The following is a 19,145-nucleotide window of genomic DNA, read 5'->3' on the forward strand; positions in this document are numbered from 1 at the left end:
CCGTTTTGCATCATTTCTATTTACTGATTCTAGCGCCAGTAACCGGGTTGCCAGACATTACCATGTCGGCGCGCTATCCAGTGGCCAGGCACCCAAATGGCGCGTGGCCGGGGAGTAACCACCCGGTAGTTGGTATGCCAGCGATAAGCAGGCCGGTAAGGGCGCCACGTAGGGGCAAGCCGCACATACCGGGGAGCCGGCGGGCGCGCGATGATAACCCGCGGATGAGGTGGTCGTCGGCGCACGTAAACCTGCGCGTCGGCATAGGCCACAGACCCGAAAAACAAACAAATGAATAGCCAACTTTTTAAGATAGTGTTCATAACAATTGATCGTTAAAATGAAAACTGTTTTGAAAGCGAGACTATTTAACCCGCCAGAAAATTCACCTCCAGCCCGTACGAACTGTCGTTCGCATCGTGTGGGTTAGAGCACTAATTTGCCGACAGGTTTAACTTTTAAAACTAAATAAACGGCTTTTGTTCCCTAAAAGAGGCCGTGGCAGGGTGTCATGCGGACAAAAAACGGACAGGAAAGAAGCATGTTTGAAGTAGTTTTTCTAGCTCTAAACAGCTGATTTACTGCTATTTATGCTCCTGAAGCTGCGGTACCTGAAGTTGCTGCTGTGCGCGTAATTGCCGGGTCGTTTTTCTAGATCCGTCGTGGCTCCAGCCGGGAGGCCCAAACAGATACCCCAGCGCGTTGCGTATAGATCCGGCCCGGCGGATGTCCTGGCCAATGGACGTCCACTCATGGAACGCAATTCTGACGGGGTTGTGGGAATTGATGTTGGTCGTCAGACCATACGTAGGCCGCTTGCGTTCGGGCTCGAAGGTGCCGAACAACCGATCCCAGATGATCAGTATACCCGCGTGGTTCTTATCCAGATACGCCAGGTCCGAGCCGTGATGTACCCGGTGGTGAGAGGGCGTGTTGAAGATAAATTCGATGGGAGCGGGGAGCCTGTCAATGAGTTCGGTGTGTATCCAGAACTGATAGAGCAGGCTGATGGATTGCATAGTCATCACCGCCACGGGCGAAAACCCGATCAGGGGCATCCAGATCCAGAAAATAAACGCACCCGAAAGATTGCCTGTCCAGGTTTGCCGTAGCGCCGTTCCCAGGTTGTATTTCATGGAGGAGTGGTGCACCACATGCGAAGCCCAGAAATAGCGACTGCTGTGGCTGATCCGGTGAAACCAATAGTAGCTGAAATCGTCGGCAAAAAACAAAATCGCCCACCACTGGGTCATGTCGATGGTGAACAGGCGAAACTGATACACGAGCGAATAAGCCCCAAACACAATCGCTTTCCCCACGAAACCGATGATGACGTTGCCGATCCCCATCGACAGGCTACTGGCGGTATCTTTGGCGTCGTAATAGTCTTTTTGTTGCCTGGCTGTCACAAGTACTTCGGCTACCAGCAGAATCACGAATCCCGGAATGGCATACTGAATCAGATCTCTCATACTATTTCTGACTTTTATGCAAGTTACTGGATTTAAACACAGAGCCACAGAGAACACGGAGAAAACTCTGTGCGCTCTGTGGCTCTGTGTTTAATGACTAAGTACTACCGGTTCATCGAGATCAAAAACTCTTCGTTGGTCCGGGTGCCTTTCATGCGATCCAGCAGGAAGTCCATGGTTTCCATCGGGTTCATGTCGGCCATGTGCTTGCGCAGAATCCAGACACGCTGCAGGGTTTCTTTATCCAGGAGCAGGTCTTCCCGACGCGTACCGGACGATAGTACATCGACGGCTGGGTAAACGCGTTTGTTAGCCAGCTTACGGTCGAGCTGAAGTTCCATGTTGCCCGTACCTTTGAATTCCTCGAAGATTACCTCATCCATTTTCGACCCCGTATCGATCAGAGCCGTAGCGATGATCGTCAGCGAGCCACCATTTTCCACGTTGCGTGCCGCCCCGAAGAAACGTTTGGGTCGGTGTAGCGCGTTGGCGTCGACACCCCCGGAGAGGATCTTACCCGAGGAGGGTACCACCGTGTTGTAGGCCCGCGCCAGCCGCGTGATCGAATCAAGCAGAATCACTACGTCGTGGCCGCATTCGACCATCCGCTTGGCTTTTTCGAGCACCATACTGGATACCTTCACGTGCCGGTCGGCCTGCTCGTCGAATGTCGAGGAAATTACTTCCGCGTTCACGCTGCGGGCCATGTCGGTCACCTCTTCCGGGCGTTCATCGATCAGCAGAACGATCAGGTATACTTCGGGGTGGTTTTTGGTGATGGCGTTGGCAATCTCTTTCAGCAGCACCGTTTTACCCGTCTTGGGTTGCGCTACGATCATACCCCGCTGACCTTTACCAATTGGGGCAAACAGGTCCAGCACACGGGATGAATAGTTTTCGGGCCGGTTGCTCAGGTGCAGTTGCTCATCGGGGAAGAGCGGAGTCAGGTATTCGAACGGAATCCGGTCGCGAATCTCTTCCGTGGTTTTCCCATTGACGGTCGACACACGAAGCAGGGCAAAATATTTTTCTCCTTCTTTCGGCGGACGGATGGCTCCCCGAACCGTATCGCCAGTTTTCAAACCAAATAATTTGATCTGCGAAGGCGACACATAAATATCGTCGGGACTGGCCAGGTAGTTATAATCGGCCGATCGTAGAAAGCCATAACCGCCATCCTGCATAATTTCCAGTACACCCTCGTTGTCGATGATGCCGTCGAATTCACGAATGTGCTGATTATACTGCCGACGGATGCGGTTCTGGTATTCCTGAGCCTCGCGAGACGGGCTCTGGATTTGGGGCTGAGCTGCCTGACCGGTATCCGGCTGTGGTTGTTGCTCCGCCTGCGTACCATTCGGCAGGTCAGTCGGGGTAACGGCAGTCTGAGGGATTACATCGGTCGATTCGGTGACCGACTGCGTATTCGGAGCGGAGTCTTCCGTAATGACCGTTGGCGTCAGAAACTCGTCTTCCGTTTGGCCACCATAGTTCAGGCCTGTCTCGTCGGTAATGACCCGTTGGGTTCGAGGACGCTGGTCGCGCCGTTGCAGATTATCCCGCTGGCCTCCTGATCCGGTTCCATTATCGCGGTTCGGACGGTCCCGGTTGGTATCGATCCGTTGCCGTGCGTCGCGGGGCCCGGCCTGATTCCCTTCGGGGCGGGGGCTGCGTTGCTGGGTCAGGTCCTGGCGTTGTGGCCGATCGTTGCGGAGATTATTCGGCCGGTTCGTCCGATCGGTCGGCGACGGATTATTCGGGTTATTCGTGTTGGTATCATACCGTTCGCGCCCATTCTCATTGCGGTTTCGAATGGGTTGGCTTGACGAGTTTTCCCGCTTGCTTTCCGACGTTGCCTCGCTGGTCGGCGGGGCGGAGGGTACGTCGGCGGGCGCTACCACCGGAACGGGCTCCGTTGGCTGGGCTTCTACAGCAGCGTCTGCATTGCTCGCGGTAACGGAAGCTGGCGTTTCAGCCGGACTGACTGGTGCCGTCTCCCGACGGGTACGCGGGCGGGTAGGCGTGTTCGTTTCGGCCGTCGTGGTCGTACCGACAGTGGGCTGGCTGGGTTCGGCCGCTTCAGAGGCAGGAGCGGCTTTCGTCCGGCGGGCGCGTTTGGGCGCTTCTTCAACGGGTGCCGTTTCGGTGGCTCCCGGTTGTTCGGACTGCTGCTTTAATATTTCGTAAACCAGTTTTTCTTTCGTGTACTTACCAATATTACGAATGCCGAATTGTTCGGCAATGGGTTGAAGCTCCGCAACAAGCTTCGCATCTAGATCTTCTTTCTTAAACATACAGGTCAGGTTAGCAATAAACCTTAAAATGACCGCTGGTGCGGTAAGGATGGAACTTGGGGATTGTTGAAATTAGAAACGGCGGTTTTGATAGGGAGATATACAAGCCCAGATAAGCCTGACAGTGGGGCCACAGATTGATCAATCAAATTTACTTCGACAGACTGCAAGTAGTTATGCGACGAAAATAAGTCAAACGTATGAACTGGGATGAAATACCTAATCCAAACAGACATGCCTGGTGGGACCAGACGTGGGGGTTATCAAAACGTTTGGAAACGGAAAGTTTGCTATTGCGACGGTCGGCCGTAGCTTTAGGCTGCTTTTCTGAAAATACTACCTACCGCCAGATTGATGGTAGCAAAGGTAGTAGATTGATCCGGTATTGTCAAGAGAACGTTAATTGGTATCAAATGTTTCCAGCACGTGGATAAAATTTATTGACGGGTCAACGGCAGCTAAGTTCAAAGCATCCGGCGCCGATTTTCGCACTCACGAAAGTTCCGTCGTTAAAAATCCTTAAAACAACGGAGAATTGCAAATTTTGTCGATTCGATCGACGTTGACAGCATCGTATAGCCCATGGGAACCGACTCTATATATACCCAACCATCAGAAGATCTGAATCTGGTCATTGATTGGGGAAACACCAGTTTGAAAGTGGGGTGGTTCAATGGGCCCTCGCTAGTTGAAGTGAACCGCTATCGGTCGACTCAGGCTCTGCTGGAGGCTCTCAGGAACCGAACGGTTGGCTATGTACTGGTGTCGTCTACGAGTCAGCCAGCTGAAGAAATACGCACCCTGCTGGTCCAGGTTGCCACTGACGTTCGTTTGCTGGACAGCCAAACGCTTGTGCCCATACGTAAGGCCTACGATACGCCCAGTACGCTCGGGGCCGATCGGGTAGCGGCTGCGGTCGGTGCAACGGCGATGTTTCCGGGGCAGGATTGCCTGGTGCTCGATCTGGGTACGTGCCTGACAGCGGACATTGTGGATAAAGATGCGGTGTTTCGGGGTGGATCGATTTCCCCCGGATTGCGGATGCGGTTCCGGGCTATGCATGAGCAGACGGCCCGGCTGCCTTGGGTCGAAGCACCGGTTGAGTGGCCTACGCTAACGGCAACGAATACGCAGCAGGCCTTGCAGAGCGGGGTAATGAATGGATTGTTGTTTGAAATGAACGGCCTGATCGATGTGTATCGTCAGCAGAAGCCCGACGTGGTGGTGTTAGCCTGCGGTGGCGACATGCCCGCCTTTGAAAGTCGTTTGAAACCCCCGATATTTGCAGTGCCCGAATTGGTGCTGACTGGATTGAATCGAATTTTACGCTATAATGTTGAGAATTTACAAGCGGATACGCCAGACGTTAACGCATAGTTTGCTGGCCATGGCCGCGACGTCGCCAATGGTACTGGCGCAGGGATTAGGTAATTCACCTTATTCAGCTTTGGGCATCGGTGAGCTGTACAGCCAGGGAAATGTAACCAACCTGGGGATGGGCGGGGTAGGCATCAGCAATGCCAGCTCATTTTATATGAACCTGCAAAACCCCGCTTTGCTGGCTCGTCGTACGCGGTTTACGGTCTTTGAGGTGGGCCTGATCGGGGAAACTAAAAGCCTCAGCCAGTACATCAGCAACAGTCTGCAAAGCCAGCGGGCAACGGCGGTCAATCTGGGCTATCTGGCACTGGCCTTTCCGGCTAACTCACGCTGGAACATGGCCATCAGCCTGAAACCCTACTCGTATGTAAATTACACGACCCAGCAGGAAACAGCCATCCCTGGCTCACCGTATAAAGCGGAGTACAGCTATACCGGTCGGGGCGGCTTAAACAAGGCCAGTTTTTCGAACGGGGTTCGGGTTACGAAAAACCTCTACGCTGGCATAGAAGCTTCCTTTCTGTTCGGGAATATCACTTACTCGTCGAATGCGCTTGTGAATACCAACAGCAGTCAGGATGTGGGTGTCGGGCACCTGAACCGGATAAACTATAGCGATGTTGTCTGGAAGCTCGGAGCCGCCTGGCGTCCTAAAATCAATGACACGTGGACGCTGAATCTTGGGGCTACCTTCGATCCGCAAACCCGGATTAAGGGTACGCAGACGGATATTTATCAGAAATCGTATCTCGGGGCCGTCGCCGATACACTACGGCTGAATTCGAGTGGTAAGGCTACGTTACCGCATCAGGTGAACTTCGGAATAAGTGTGGAAAAGAACAATACCCTCCTAGTAGGTGTTGATGTTGGATTCCAGCAGTGGAGCCAGTACCGTACGTCCGACAATGCTTCTGGCAGCCTCAGGGATGGGATAAACATTGCCGCCGGCGTCGAGTACACGCCCAAAATCAATTCAAACCGGTACCGGGATTTGATCACTTACCGGGCTGGATTTCAGTATAATCGCATGCCGTATCTGGTAAACGGGACGCAGATCAACGATATCAACGGAAGTATAGGATTGTCGTTGCCGCTGGGTTCGTATCTGGTCAATCACGTAACCCTGTCTGTCGTCGGTGGTCAGCGGGGCGTGCTGACAGGTACACAGATTCGTGAGCAATATGTACGAATGGCCTTAGGGTTCTCACTCAATGACTGGTGGTTCCGTAAGCAAGTCGTCGATTAAATTAAATCGAATGAAGAGTGAAGAGTGTATGGTGAATACTAAGGAAGAGCGTCGGTGGAAAATGACCGGACGGTTGCAGTCTATTATTTATTCATCACTCATCATGCTTCATTCATCACTTTTTTTCGTTGCCTGCGAACAAGCCAAACAGGTTAAAAAAGTAGAGCCTTATGCCGGTCCAATCGAAGAAATCAATGATGTGAAACTGCTCTACAGCGAAGCAGCAGTGATCAAGGTTCGTCTGACAACGGCTAAGCAACTGCGCTATAGCAACGAAAACCGCACCTACCCCAAGCCTGTCAACATCGTTTTTTACGGCCCTACTGGCGAAGAAGCCACAACCCTCCGTTCCGATTCGGGCCGGTACAACAAGGCCAAAGACTTGTATACGGTGATGGGCCATGTGGTGGTAGTCAATAAGCAAAAACAGGAAAAACTGCTGACACCTGAGCTGACCTGGAATCCGGTGACCAAGAAAGTTTACACAGACAAGCAGGTGACTGTTTTAAGCGAAGCGACGGGCGAAAAACTTTACGGAATGGGTCTGGACGCCAATCAGGACTTTACCCAATATTCTATCCGTAAGCCGACGGGCGTATTTAACGTGGAAGGAGGCCTTTAGACCGCTCCCCATTTATTTTTTACAGGCTTCCAGAACCGGCGTTACTTCTTTGACGCCGGTCAGTTTCTTTTCGTTGCCCCACTCGTTGTAGATGTACGTAACCAGCTCGGCGACTTCCAGGTCGCTCAGTTGGGGTTGCGGGGGCATGGGCCGGTTGTATGGCCTTCCGTTTACGACGATTGGGCCCTGCTGGCCGTACCGAATCAGGCAGATCACCGTGTTTTTGTGCTTTAAAAAGTCGGACTTGGCAATGGGCGGATAAAGCGCCGAAAGGCCTTCTCCTTTTTCCTGATGACAGTTGGCGCAGTTGTTCTTGTACACCAGAATGCCCTCCGTGATGTAGCGCTGCCGCTTGATCTCCTCTTCAGTCTGACAAGCCAGTGACGAAAGAAAGACGGAAAAAAGCAGGAGCCGTTGGAGCGTATACCTCATGATTGGTACTCGGCCAGCAGCCGTTCCATATCGTTCATCAACTTGTCGACGCCGGCTTCGGTGGTTCCGTCGTAGATACCCCGGATGTGTTTGGCTTTATCGACCAGGATAAACGCTCCGCTATGAACGACGCCCCCCGGTGCCGACTCGTCGGCCTGGGCTGTTACCATGTAGCTCTTCTCGCCGATGTCGTAGATTTTCTCCCGATCGCCAGTCACGAACAGCCATTGCCGACCCGTTAGCCCCAGGTTGTCCGCAAATTCCTTCAACACCGCCACCGAATCGTGCGCCGGGTCGATGGTGTGCGACAGCAGCATCACGTTGGGATTCCCTTTGAACTTCTCGTAAACCCGTTTCAACTGCACCTTCATTTTTGGGCAGATGGTAGGGCAGCTCGTAAAGAAGAAATCAGCGACGTAAATTTTGTTGTCGAGGGTTTTTGCCGTAACCGTGTCGCCGTACTGACTGACAAATTTGAAATCGGGAATCGACTGGTAGACCGAGTCGGTAACGGTTTTGCCACCGACCTGTTTGGTCACCAACTCCCGCTGACCCAGAATGGGAAGTTTATCCGGATGCTGACCGCAGTTCCAGAAAAAAAGGATCAGCGTAGTCAGTAGTGTAAATCCGCTAATTTTTACCCAGAAACTGTTTGGCCTGTTCAATGCTGGTATTGATTCTTGTTTTGACATCTGAGATTTGATCTTTTTGGGCGGCCAGGTATTTCAACGCTTCCTCCGACGAGAGTTTAGCCAGCGTGTCCCCGTTGTAATGGGTCATCCAGGCCATCATCAGACTGTCGGCGATGGTCAGGTCGCGGCTTAAACGCAACGCCTGTTCTTTGTCTTCACCAGAACGCAGATCGGTGGCCGCCGAACCACTGGCTTTAAGGCTGTCCAGCGAGCTGATGCGCTGTTTCAACTGCTTTTGCAGCTTCATGATCTGGCCCGCTTTGGGCATTACCTCGTCGTGAATATCGAACACTTCATTTTCGGCTTCCTTAACGGTATCCTGGTCGGACGTACAGCCCGGGAAGAGACCGCTGAGAAGAAATAAGCCTGTAACTACAAGTACAAGTCTGCGCATAGAGTATAGTGAAAAAATGGCTAAGATTAGCAACCTGACTGAAAGCCTTGCGGACTTTCTGCTTAGGTCGATTTTACAGTTGCCGGGCGTTGTTTCAAAATTTCGCGGGCGTTTTTGAGAGCGCTGGCCGACGGGTTCTTTCCGCCGATCATCTGGGCAATCTCATGGATACGTTCGTCCAGGGTGAGCTTCTTGATCCGGCTGACGGTTTTATCGGCCGAGTGATCTTTGTACACAAAATAATGCGCCGTTCCCTGACCGGCTATCTGATGCAGGTGCGTGATAGCAATAATCTGGTGGCTATGGGCCATATCGCGCATCATGTTCCCCATTTTGATCGCAATTTCACCAGAAACTCCAGTGTCGATTTCGTCGAAAATAATGGTTGGCAACGAGCGTTTGCTGGCCAGAATGTACTTGATGGCCATCATCAGCCGCGAAAACTCACCGCCAGACGCCACGTTTTTCAACTGCTGGGGTTTGATACCCTTGTTGGCGCTGAACAAAAACGAAATTGTGTCGATACCCGTTGGTGTGGGTTTTGCTTTCTCGGCCGCTATTTTCAGGGAGGCATTCGGCATACCCAGGTCGTGCAGTAGGTTACCGATCTCCGTCTCGATGTTCGACAGTACGATGAGCCGCGATTCTGACAACGCTTCGGCACTAATCTGTAACTGACCGCGGGCGGCTTCGGCCTGGGCTTTAGCATCGGCCAGCGCGTCGTCCAGGTTCAGGACCCGGCTAACTTTCTGACTCAGCTCGTCCCGTAGCCCGATCAACCCGGCGATGTCCTTGACCTGATGTTTGGTCTGAAGCTGGTATAACAGGTTCAGTCGTTCCCGAATCGTTTCGGCCCGCGTGTCGTCAACCTCGACCCGATCCTGCTCGGTACTGATCTCATCGGCCAGGTCGCGCAACTCGATCAGGCTGCTTTGAGCGCGCTGCTGTAACTGCTCATACTGGTTGGACAGCTTACTGATGTAGGCCAGGTTGCTGACGGTTCCTTTTAGAAAGTCGATGACCGATTGTTCGGTATTGTCTAAGTATTCATAGGCCAGTTGCAGCCGCTCTTTAATTTCTTCGGCATTTTCGAGAATGGTCAGCTCCTGTTCGAGCGACTCCTGCTCGTCGGGCTGAAGCTGGGCTTTAACCAGTTCTTCGTAAAGGAAATTGTTATAATCGAACTCTTTCCGCATTGAGGCAGCCTCGGCCAGCAACTGATCGTATAACGATTTTTTGGCGCGGTAGTTCTGAAAATCAGCATGATAGATACGTAGCAGCGAGTCGTTCTGCGCGTAGGTATCGACAATTTCCAGCTGATATTCGTTCGAACCCAGCAGGACCGAATCGTGCTGCGAGTGAATGTCCATCAACTGGCTCGTTACCCGGCGGAGGGTCTCCAGATTCACCGGCGTATCGTTGACGAAGGCCCGCGATTTTCCGCTGACGCTAATTTCCCGACGCACGATGCAGGTGCTGGCGTAATCTAATTCTTCGTCTTCGAAAATCTGTTCAATGATGTAACCCGCTACACCAAAGGTTCCTTCGATGACACATTTACGTTCGGGATTGTATAAGACCCGCGTATCGGCCCGGTTGCCCAGCAACAGACCGATAGCGCCTAACATGATAGACTTTCCGGCTCCCGTTTCGCCCGTGATGATGTTGAGTTCACGGTCGGGCATGAGTTCCAGTTCGTCGATCAGTGCGTAATTTTTTATGAGTAGATGCGACAGCAAAATCAGGGATCAGTTTGTAGTAGATAGTAGCTGGTTGTTAGTCGGCATGGAATAGCCAGAGCATCTCCTGTCAACAGACAATTGGGTATTCTCTACTGGCCATCAAGGATTAGTTTTCGATAGTTTTCGGTTTTGGCCGGATCTAAGTACGAAAGTAAATCGAAGGCTTGCTTGCGCTCGTTGGGCGTACCTTCGTATAGAATATTGTATAATTCCTGCGATTTGGCGTCGAAGAACGAATTTATCAGGACTGAGTTGGGCAATTGAAGCCCAATGGTACGAATGGTGTTCAGCAACGTCAGGGTTTGTTTACGCACCTGCACCGGATTGGCCGCAAAAACATCCAGACCCTGACGGTGGTAGGTGTACATGCCATCGCGGAACGGGATCAACTGCTGATTCTGTAGATTCTCGACCAGCCAGTATCGATTCCGGCGGTCGCCCCCGGTCTGCCAGGCCGCATTAGGCGATCCTTGCTGAGCCAGATTCGTGATGCTGTAAGCGCGCTGAATAAATTGGCTGCCCCCCTGCTTACTGAACGAATCATAATCGACCGCCAGGATAACATTGGCATAAAAAGCCAGCAGCGACGTCAGATCGTCTGAGTATTGGTTATCCCGGAAGTAAACGGGGGTAGTGGGCAAATAAACAAAATTAAAGGACCGATCGACGTAACTGAAAATGGTGCTTTCGTAATTTGTTCCATACACTGGTCGCGTTACGACAATCTGCGCCGTTGCTTCAAAAGCACCCTGTGTGAGTGATTTGATCAGGTTGATGTTCATGGAGCAGTTGATCCGCTCGGCTACCGTAAACTGGTCGTTGCTCCAGCGCCGGTTGTTCATGAACTCGGTAATGATGCCCTTTAGTTGGTTTACGTACGAAAAATCAGTTTTTTGCTGCGCAAACAACTGATCAGAGTTGACCGTCACCTGGCAGTTCAGCTCCTGAGCTTGCGCCGAAGCGAAGAGGCCACTGACGAATAAGAAAATATAAAGCGCTTTCATGGGTGCTGTCTCTGGGAATCTGCGGGTTAGCAGAGGTACTCCCGGCTAAGGAAATTAAGACCGGCGACGGTCTGGACGGAGGACCGAATCGGCAATCAAATTTACCAAATCCTGAGCGACTTCCGTCTTGGGTTTTAACCCAAATTCATGGATTTGTTCGTCTTTATCAATAACGGTGATCTTATTGGTATCGTGCCCGAAACCGGCTCCGGCATCACGAAGTGAATTTAAAACAATCCAGTCTAAATTTTTAGCGTGCAGTTTGCCCAGAGCGTTATCGCGTTCGTTATTGGTTTCGAGTGCAAAGCCCATCAGCCATTGCTCCGGGCGTTTCTGAGCTCCCATCGTGGCGGCAATGTCGGGCGTTTTAGTCAACTCAAGGGCAAACGTACTTTCTTTTTTTTTGATCTTGTGGGCGGCAGGATGAGCGGGGGTGTAATCTGCCACGGCGGCACTCCATACGGCAATGTCGGCAGTGGAGAAAACGCTTTGTACGGCTGAGAACATGTCCTGAGCCGAACGGACATCAACCCGATGGACGGTCGGAGCGGGTAGGGGTAAGGTCGTAGGCCCACTCACCAGAGTCACGTGGGCACCAGCATCGGCAAAAGCCTTCGCCAGCGCATAGCCCATTTTACCCGTCGAATGATTGCTAATATACCGGACCGGGTCGATAGGCTCCTGCGTCGGGCCTGCGGTTATCAATATTCGCTTTCCGTTCAGCGCAGTGCGCTCTGAGGTGGTCGACCAAAATTTCTCAAGCACCTGCATGATATGCTCGGGTTCAGCCAGACGACCTTCGCCGACTAAACCACTGGCCAGTTCGCCGTGCTCGGCGCGAATCAGGTAGTTACCTATCGATTCGAGACGGCGTAAATTCTCGACCGTTGTTGGATGCTGGTACATATCGACGTCCATGGCCGGCGCGAAAAACACCGGACAGCGGGCCGATAAATAAACAGCCGATAGAAGGTCATCGCACAGGCCGGTTGCGCAACGGGCGAGGGTGTGTGCGGTGGCAGGCGCAATGACGAGAGCATCGGCCCACAGCCCTAACTCGACATGATTATTCCAGCTGCCTGTCTCCGCCGAAACGAAACTGGAGAGAACAGGTCGCTTTGAGAGGGTCGCCAGGGTTAGAGGTGTAAGGAAAGCCTGCGCCGATTCGGTCATGACGACCTGCACTTCGGCTCCCGCTTTTATCAGCAGTCGGACCAGCAAGGCCGATTTATAGGCAGAAATACTACCCGTTACGCCTAAAAGAATTCGTTTGCCCGCTACAGACATAGGAGTAGGTTAGTCGATAGTGATTAGTAGTCAATTTACTACTCGGTTACGACTGTCAACTAATCAAAAACATTAAAACCGCACGATAGATTACCGTGCGGTCATGAATAACATACGTGAAGCGAAGGGCTTATTGCTGCGCTTCTTCGTCATTGTAACGCCAGAACACCTTACCTTCCAGAAACTCGTCGGTGGCAATGGAAGTCGGTTTTGGCATCCGCTCGTAAAATTTTGAAATTTCAATCTGCTCGCGGTTTTCGAATACTTCTTCGAGGTTATCTACCGCCGAAACGAACTCCGACAATTTGTTGCTTAGTTCTTCTTTGTTTTTCGATGCAATCTGCCGGGCTCTCTTCGAAATAATCGAAACAGATTCGTAGAGGTTACCGGTTTGAGCCGCAATTTTGTCGTTGTTGCGGGTAATGATCGATTGATTGGTTGCCATAATTTAGTCGATAGTCTTGAGTCAGCAGTTGATCGTTGCGTACGAATGACTGGGTATCAACGGATGAATATTATTTATTGGCCGCCGTAACTTTGGCGGGAGCACTCTTGAGTTTTTCTTTTTCTTTCTCGCGTTCCTTCTCCAGATTATCCAGCCGCTCAATCTCCTTCTGGCTAGTGTCGTACATTTTTTCCGACTGCTTCAGGTATTGGCTATTGGGATACTTGTCAACAAACGCCTGATGATAACTGATTGCTTCCTGATAACGTTCCTTCTGCTTGGATTCCAGACTGTTCTGAGCAAGGCTGAATTCAGCATCGACTTTCAGGAAGGCTAGCTCTTCATTGTAACCCGAATCCGGAAAATCTCTCTGGAAGTTATTGATCGAGATGACCGCCGACTTATAGGAGGCAATGTTAAAGCCGCTGGTCTTGAAGTACAGCTTCGCTTTCTCATACGCTTTCCGCTCCAGTTTCGACCGTAGGTCCAGAATCAGCTTGGTGGCCTCATCTTTATACTTGCTGTCTGGGTACAGATTGATAAAGTCCTGCAAAGCCGACGTTGCCGTTAGGGTATTCGACTGGTCCAGATTGAAAGCAGGCGTGTCTTTGTACAGCGAGTAGGCATACATATACATAGCCTCCTGCGCGTAGTCCGAACGGGCAAAGGTTTCGTAAAATTTCTTGAACAGAGTAGAGCTTAGCAGGTATTGCTGCTGCTGATACTGCGTGTAGGCATAATAAAACTGCGCCATTTCGGACTCCGTGCTTCCCTTGAGCACCGGAATCAGCTCTTCGAAGAGTAGGCCAGCATGATACCAGTCCTCTTTTTTGTAATACTGAACCGCTGCTTTATATTTTTCATCATCCGTTCCACTTTTCTGGAGTTTCGAAAAGGAACCACACGCGCCAAGCAGAAACGCGATTGAAATTCCCAGCAGAATCGTGAGGGTACGACGGTGTTGCATATCGTTACAAAGATACAAAAAAAATACAGGCTACACCGTTGTAACGACGACGCAGCCTGCTGTAGTGCTGAATTTTATAAAGGACTACCCCTTATTTAGGGTATTTTAACAAATGCAGCCAGCTACTATTGGTGACGAACCAGCAATCGTTTTGTGGCCACTTTTTTGCCGTCAACAGAAAGTTGGTATAAATAATACCCCATATCGAGATGCCGGGTGGCAATTCGAACCTTACGCTCGTTCCGGTCCAGTTCATGCGCGGCTACGGGCGCTCCCAGTACATTCAATAAGGTAAGCTTGGCTTCGTTAACAGGCCCGGTAAACTGATAGTCCAGTTCAGCAAAATCGTCAGCGGGGTTCGGGTAAGCGTTTGATACCCAGATCTTTTCGCTGGTATACAATAAGCTCTCTTCTTTCACTTCCGGGACAGCGGCTGGCCGCAGATCACTGGCTGCCACCGGTGCACTTTCGGCCGAGGCCGCTCTGGCTGTCGGTTTAGCGGCCGAGGGGTTCATCAGCAGCGACCGGTAATGAGCGTTGATGGCCGTGTTTTTGTTCAGGGACATCGACCGGTCGAGACCCGATAATCCGGCTTCCTGAGTCATCGAAAATCGTTGCGACGGGAGCCCGGATGAGGTGGTTTTTCGTGTCGATGACGTTCGACCCAGTTCGAGCCGGCTTCCCTTTCTGGCATCCGAATCCCGCTGAGCGACCTGCGCTCGGAGCGGGGCCGTTACCAGTAGCAAGCCCGTCAATACACTAAAAAGTATAATTTGTTTCATGAAATTCTATTCAGGTACACACGTTTTCACCACAAACCTATTCATCTTAAAAGACAAAGTCAACGGACGATTGTCTAAAAAATTGTTAAAAGGGTTATTTAATACTTCTTTGAACGAGTTTTTTAGCCAATGGTTTAACTGTAGACTTATTTTTTTGTGTTTTTTTGGCAAGAGGCCGTTCCGCAGGTGGTGTTTCGAGCCAGAGTACCTGCCCTTTGGTTGGCTTCTCCACTTCACGCCAGCGAAATCCGTCTAGTTCCTGGACATCGCTGGTAATTTCTTTGGGCGGAATCAACTGCGAATCCGGATGGCCATAAAACCGAATCTGGCCGACTTTGTTATCAGCAAAATCGATGTTCATCCGACTGGATTCGACGTGGTTCAGGCCAATCATTTTGTTTTTCTCGTCAAGCGCGTAATATAGACTTTGTCCGTTCCCCTCGACAATGACCCGATCCAGAACGGTCTGTTCCATAACCGGAGCCGTCGTTGACGTTGGCAATGTACTTTTTTGATCCTTTACGCGTTGCGGGGGGGGATTCGTTGCAACTGCCGAACCACTCCCTGGAATCGTTGCTGATACTGAGACGGGTTTACCGGCCTGAAGTTTCGCGGAACGCCCGGATTCTTCTGAAATACTATCCGGTTTGACCAGTTTAGTCGCGAAATAAGCCGTAATCGTCCTGCCTTTTATCTGATTGAAATTCTTGAGCGTATCGAGCGAAATAACAAAGGATTTGGTCTTCATGTAAAGCGTATGAATCCGGTTGTTCTTCATGCGGGCCCGTATCGAATCGGCTTCCATCTGGTACTTGTTCTGACTCCAGACTATAGGTTTCTTGTAGAAGTAAATTGTCGAGTCCGCCGTGTCATAAATCAGCGAGTCGCATTTACTTTGCAGGTCCGATTTGTAGACAAATACGTTTTTCTGACCCAAAAACCGACGGGTATTGGTCAGTTTGTTATCGAATGAAAACAGGGTGTCGGCGCGTAGGTAAAGCGTGTCGTTCGTGGCTTCGTTAGCAAGGCTTTTGGCTACGGCATGGCCCGTCACCCGTGAGATACCCGCTTTTCCGTTGTAGCGTACATGGTCGCCCGTAATGACGGCTTTACGGTCTTTGGCGATCATGATCACCTTGCCTTTCGCAATGCCCAGCTCCGACAGGTTATCGTAATAAAGGGAATCGCCGGTCAGACGGTATTTAGGGGTTTCGACCGTCGCCCGTCGTTCAAAATTCGACACGCCCGACACTGTGTTGTACTGACCGGCCACTGCCGTCAATACCCCGTCTTTATTTTTGATGCGCGTTGGCCCCTGGAAGGTAGCCAGGCGCGTGATCGAGTTGTAAAGTAAAGAATCAGCCGTGAGTGTGCCCTTAGGATTGACCAGGCGAACATCCTGCCGGAATGTGAATAATTTGGTGCGCGTGTCGTAATACCCTTCCCGGCTGGTCAGGGTATTTTCTTTATCGACGATGCGGCCAGGAACCGGATAATGCGCGATTCCGGACAACATGTCGTAATCGAGCTGAGCCGTAGTCAGGGTCATCTTCCGATCTTTCATCACGACGTGACCCCGCAGGTTGGCCTGCCGGGTGTTCCCGTAATAAAACATGGTATCGCCCCGCACCGTAATCGTGTCTCCCTGAACCAGTCGGACGTTTCCGTAAGCTTCGATGATGTTGGTCGTAACGTTCTGAATGGCCAGGTTACAATACATCAACACCCCTTTGTGGCGAAGCCTGACGTTATTGTGTAACTTTCGCACGACCTGCCCCGGCACGTTGAGAACCACCAGACTGTCGGCATGAAATAGTTCGACTTTGTCGGAGACCCCACCGGCGGGGAGCGGACGACTGGGCGACGGCGTGCCGACCTGTGCCAGCAAGCCCGTCGACAGCAGAACCAAACAACTAAAAATAAACACGCCCCGCACACGGGTAATCAAACGAATCATACGGACAAAACTACGGTCTTAAGACCCAGACCAGATGGTAGAACGGGATTTTTTAGGATTTATTAACGATAACCAATTGTTCAGACCGACCGACCGGGTGCTGCTGGCCGTTAGCGGTGGCCTGGATTCGGTTGTTATGGCTGAGCTGTTCCATCAGCTGGGCCAGCCCTTTGCCATCGGCCACGTCAATTTCGGTCTGCGCGATGCCGAATCCGATGCCGACGCTCTTTTTGTGGAAAACAAGGCAAAGCAGTACGGGGTTCCGTTCCATGTAATTCGCTTCGACACTGCTGCACTGGCTGTCGAGCGGGGCTTATCCATTCAAATGGTGGCCCGTGAGCTTCGATACGATTGGTTCGCCCAGCTACTGCAACAGCACTCGTATACCTGCGTTGCTACCGCGCATCACCTGAACGACGTACTCGAAACCATGCTGCTGAACCTGACACGTGGTACGGGCATTGCAGGCCTGCACGGTATTGCGCCCAGCCACAACGGTATCGTCCGGCCGCTGCTGTTCGCGACACGCAGCCAGCTGGCCGAGTATGCCGAATCGAGAAACTTAACCTACCGGGAAGATCGATCGAACGCCGAAGACAAGTATGCACGCAACCGAATCCGTCATCATGTGGTACCGGTCCTGACGGTCCTGAATCCGGGCTTTTGGCAAACCCTGCTGCGAACCGTAGAGCGATTGCGGGCTACTGAAACCCTGTTGCGCACTGAACTGGAACGAAGCTGGCAGAATCTGGTGGAGGTAACCGGCGAACAGACGCTGTTGCCCACGGTCAGGCTGCTGGGGCAACCGGAGCCAGCCTTTCAGTTGTTCGAATGGTTAAAACCACTGGGTTTTACCGCCGACCAGACCGGGCAGATGATTCAGGCGCTGACGCAACCGACGGGCCAGTTATTTCGGTCGCCTACGCACCAGATTACCCACGAACGTGATGGATTACTCCTGATGCCCTTACGCACAAAATCGGCCTACGAAATTCAACTGAACGAATGGCCAGAGGCTCCGCTGGAGGTGGCCGGTCAGTTTACCCTGTCGGCGCAGCTTATGACCAAACCCGATCCATTTCATCCCGAAACCGATCCGAACGTAGCCTGTCTGGATGCGGAGAAATTAACGTTCCCGCTGATCATCCGCCCCTGGCAGCAGGGTGACCGTTTTCGGCCGCTGGGTTTATCAGGACATAAATTAATCAGCGATTTGTTGAACGATCTGAAACTAAGCCGCCCCGAGCGTGAACAGACCGCCGTGTTGCAATCGGGTGATGCGATTGCCTGGGTAATCGGCAGGCGAATAGACCATCGCTTCCGGGTAACATCAGCAACAAAGCAGATGGCAGTAATCAGAGTGACATATAGGACAACAAAGTTGCCAATGGCTTAGTCAAATTCTCCCGGACAGACTGTTGGTGGGAGTTTATTGGCCGCAACGGGTACTTTATCCGGATCGATATAAAGCAACTTATATCTGGGGTGTATGAAGAAGGCCAGCCAGTTCCAGAACTGCCACCCGTTTTTCTTAAAGGTTCTATAAAGAATAGTGTCGGTTGTTGTCGGATAGCATTGTTTATAGCGGTTAAAGCGATGCTCAACTTTCGAATACATTGTCAGTCCTTTCCAGGACAAATCTTCGCGCATTTTAAATTCGCCATTCTTCGTGGTGTACTCGAACCTGTAGATATTTTCGCCCGGTAACCAGCCGATAACGAATCGCCGAAACGTGACGCTGAAATTGCTTAAGACCAAAAAAGCGATCAGTATTATACCTGTTCGTAAAATTCTCCTGGTGTTGTTGAACATCAATGAAAGTAACTGGTAGACTAAGACTGGACGCCGTTCCTGCAACTGTAAAATACTCGAAGTGTCAATTCAGGAGGTCTGGTTTGCTGAAAGCCGTGCCGTTACGGTCAACTGGCCTACGTGCCGCATGGTATGCTCAGCCGCGTGAACCAGTAAGCCAATCACTGTCGAGGGGAACTGCGCCCGACCAACACCCCGGAACTCTGTCAGGGTTTGCTCGTCGGTATGCTGCAATTGCGTGAGCGCCCGGTCAACTTGCTCATGAAACTGCTGGACGAGTTCCGAAACGGTTGATGAGGACAACTCAGCCTTCCCTTCGGCGGCCAAAGCGCTGAACTGGTCAGGTGAAAGGGCTTCGCCCCGCGCATAGGTGAACGTCCGGTCCAGCACACCCGTGAGGTGCTGCAAATGAAAACCAACCGACGCCAGCCGAACGCCATTGCGATCGGGTAAGCGCTCCCAGAGGGCTACTTCGGGAAAGTCCTGCAGGAGCGTCTGAACTTCGTTGCGGGCCTGCAGGAGCGCATGAGCGACGGGTTGCAACAAGGGAGGCATATTGGGTAAGGGACCTCTGAGCCAAACTTCGCGGGTGTCAACGGGAGACATAGAAAGGAAGA

At 51.7% G+C, this 19,145-nt stretch carries 19 protein-coding genes; 4 read left to right on the forward strand and 15 right to left on the reverse strand.

Annotation, left to right across the window (positions count from 1 at the left end; all coding sequences use genetic code 11):
* Positions 1 to 29: 29 nt before the first annotated feature.
* From ACYVC2_RS10310 to rho, 3 genes are all read right to left on the reverse strand, one after another.
* Positions 30 to 323, reverse strand: a complete 294-nt coding sequence (locus ACYVC2_RS10310) for a hypothetical protein (protein WP_461102224.1) — start codon at positions 321 to 323, stop codon at positions 30 to 32.
* A 261-nt stretch (positions 324 to 584) separates the two neighbouring features.
* The gene (locus ACYVC2_RS10315; RefSeq protein WP_461102225.1) at positions 585 to 1,472 is read right to left on the reverse strand and encodes a sterol desaturase family protein; all 888 of its coding nucleotides are present in this window, start codon (positions 1,470 to 1,472) and stop codon (positions 585 to 587) included.
* Positions 1,473 to 1,576: 104 nt separating this feature from the next.
* A complete protein-coding gene (rho, locus tag ACYVC2_RS10320) occupies positions 1,577 to 3,766 on the reverse strand; it encodes a transcription termination factor Rho (protein WP_461102226.1) in 2,190 nt (729 codons plus the stop codon).
* 582 nt (positions 3,767 to 4,348) lie between these two features.
* On the opposite strand from rho, the gene ACYVC2_RS10325 reads away from it, so the two are divergent.
* From ACYVC2_RS10325 to lptC, 3 genes are read left to right on the forward strand one after another with little or no spacing between them, the layout of a single operon-like run.
* Entirely contained in the window at positions 4,349 to 5,143 is a 795-nt protein-coding gene (locus ACYVC2_RS10325; protein ID WP_461102227.1) for a type III pantothenate kinase, read from the forward strand.
* A gap of 10 nt (positions 5,144 to 5,153) precedes the next feature.
* Positions 5,154 to 6,392 carry an OmpP1/FadL family transporter gene (locus ACYVC2_RS10330; protein ID WP_461102228.1) on the forward strand — a complete coding sequence of 413 codons (1,239 nt, stop codon included), beginning with the start codon at positions 5,154 to 5,156 and terminating at the stop codon, positions 6,390 to 6,392.
* A 28-nt stretch (positions 6,393 to 6,420) separates the two neighbouring features.
* Positions 6,421 to 7,014 carry an LPS export ABC transporter periplasmic protein LptC gene (gene lptC, locus ACYVC2_RS10335; protein ID WP_461102229.1) on the forward strand — a complete coding sequence of 198 codons (594 nt, stop codon included), beginning with the start codon at positions 6,421 to 6,423 and terminating at the stop codon, positions 7,012 to 7,014.
* A 12-nt stretch (positions 7,015 to 7,026) separates the two neighbouring features.
* On the opposite strand, the gene ACYVC2_RS10340 is transcribed toward lptC, so the two are convergent.
* The 10 genes from ACYVC2_RS10340 to ACYVC2_RS10385 all read right to left on the reverse strand — a co-directional run bounded on the left by ACYVC2_RS10340 (position 7,027) and on the right by ACYVC2_RS10385 (position 16,716).
* Positions 7,027 to 7,446, reverse strand: coding sequence for a c-type cytochrome (locus ACYVC2_RS10340; RefSeq protein WP_461102230.1), 420 nt, complete (start codon positions 7,444 to 7,446; stop codon positions 7,027 to 7,029).
* Positions 7,443 to 8,081, reverse strand: a complete 639-nt coding sequence (locus ACYVC2_RS10345; RefSeq protein ID WP_461102342.1) for an SCO family protein — start codon at positions 8,079 to 8,081, stop codon at positions 7,443 to 7,445. Before ACYVC2_RS10345 ends, ACYVC2_RS10340 begins: the two co-directional genes overlap by 4 nt.
* Positions 8,077 to 8,532 (reverse strand): BAR domain-containing protein, encoded by a 456-nt coding sequence (locus tag ACYVC2_RS10350; RefSeq protein WP_461102231.1) that lies wholly within the window; start codon positions 8,530 to 8,532, stop codon positions 8,077 to 8,079. Before ACYVC2_RS10350 ends, ACYVC2_RS10345 begins: the two co-directional genes overlap by 5 nt.
* 62 nt (positions 8,533 to 8,594) lie before the next feature.
* Entirely contained in the window at positions 8,595 to 10,271 is a 1,677-nt protein-coding gene (gene recN / locus ACYVC2_RS10355; protein WP_461102232.1) for a DNA repair protein RecN, read from the reverse strand.
* Between the two features lie 92 nt (positions 10,272 to 10,363).
* Complete coding sequence (gene porD / locus ACYVC2_RS10360) at positions 10,364 to 11,278, reverse strand: type IX secretion system protein PorD (protein WP_461102233.1); 915 nt, start codon at positions 11,276 to 11,278, stop codon at positions 10,364 to 10,366.
* Between the two features lie 54 nt (positions 11,279 to 11,332).
* Positions 11,333 to 12,565 (reverse strand): bifunctional phosphopantothenoylcysteine decarboxylase/phosphopantothenate--cysteine ligase CoaBC, encoded by a 1,233-nt coding sequence (coaBC, locus tag ACYVC2_RS10365; RefSeq protein WP_461102234.1) that lies wholly within the window; start codon positions 12,563 to 12,565, stop codon positions 11,333 to 11,335.
* Between the two features lie 130 nt (positions 12,566 to 12,695).
* Positions 12,696 to 13,010 (reverse strand): DNA-directed RNA polymerase subunit omega, encoded by a 315-nt coding sequence (locus ACYVC2_RS10370; protein ID WP_461102235.1) that lies wholly within the window; start codon positions 13,008 to 13,010, stop codon positions 12,696 to 12,698.
* A 70-nt stretch (positions 13,011 to 13,080) separates the two neighbouring features.
* Positions 13,081 to 13,977: an outer membrane protein assembly factor BamD gene (locus ACYVC2_RS10375; RefSeq protein ID WP_461102236.1), complete on the reverse strand. Its 897-nt coding sequence runs from the start codon at positions 13,975 to 13,977 to the stop codon at positions 13,081 to 13,083.
* Between the two features lie 125 nt (positions 13,978 to 14,102).
* Positions 14,103 to 14,759, reverse strand: a complete 657-nt coding sequence (locus tag ACYVC2_RS10380) for a T9SS type A sorting domain-containing protein (RefSeq protein WP_461102237.1) — start codon at positions 14,757 to 14,759, stop codon at positions 14,103 to 14,105.
* 94 nt (positions 14,760 to 14,853) lie between these two features.
* On the reverse strand, positions 14,854 to 16,716 hold the full coding sequence (locus ACYVC2_RS10385; protein WP_461102239.1) for an OstA-like protein: 1,863 nt from the start codon (positions 16,714 to 16,716) through the stop codon (positions 14,854 to 14,856).
* Between the two features lie 34 nt (positions 16,717 to 16,750).
* Here ACYVC2_RS10385 and tilS point away from each other — a divergent pair, with 34 nt between their 5' ends.
* Positions 16,751 to 18,112: a tRNA lysidine(34) synthetase TilS gene (gene tilS / locus ACYVC2_RS10390; protein ID WP_461102240.1), complete on the forward strand. Its 1,362-nt coding sequence runs from the start codon at positions 16,751 to 16,753 to the stop codon at positions 18,110 to 18,112.
* Here the strand turns inward: tilS and ACYVC2_RS10395 are convergent.
* Positions 18,109 to 18,474: a hypothetical protein gene (locus ACYVC2_RS10395; RefSeq protein ID WP_461102241.1), complete on the reverse strand. Its 366-nt coding sequence runs from the start codon at positions 18,472 to 18,474 to the stop codon at positions 18,109 to 18,111. The two genes, tilS and ACYVC2_RS10395, sit on opposite strands and share 4 nt — an antisense overlap.
* A 123-nt stretch (positions 18,475 to 18,597) precedes the next feature.
* Positions 18,598 to 19,134 (reverse strand): DinB family protein, encoded by a 537-nt coding sequence (locus ACYVC2_RS10400; protein WP_461102242.1) that lies wholly within the window; start codon positions 19,132 to 19,134, stop codon positions 18,598 to 18,600.
* Positions 19,135 to 19,145 lie beyond the last annotated feature (11 nt).

It is taken from the genome of Spirosoma koreense (assembly GCF_054777875.1).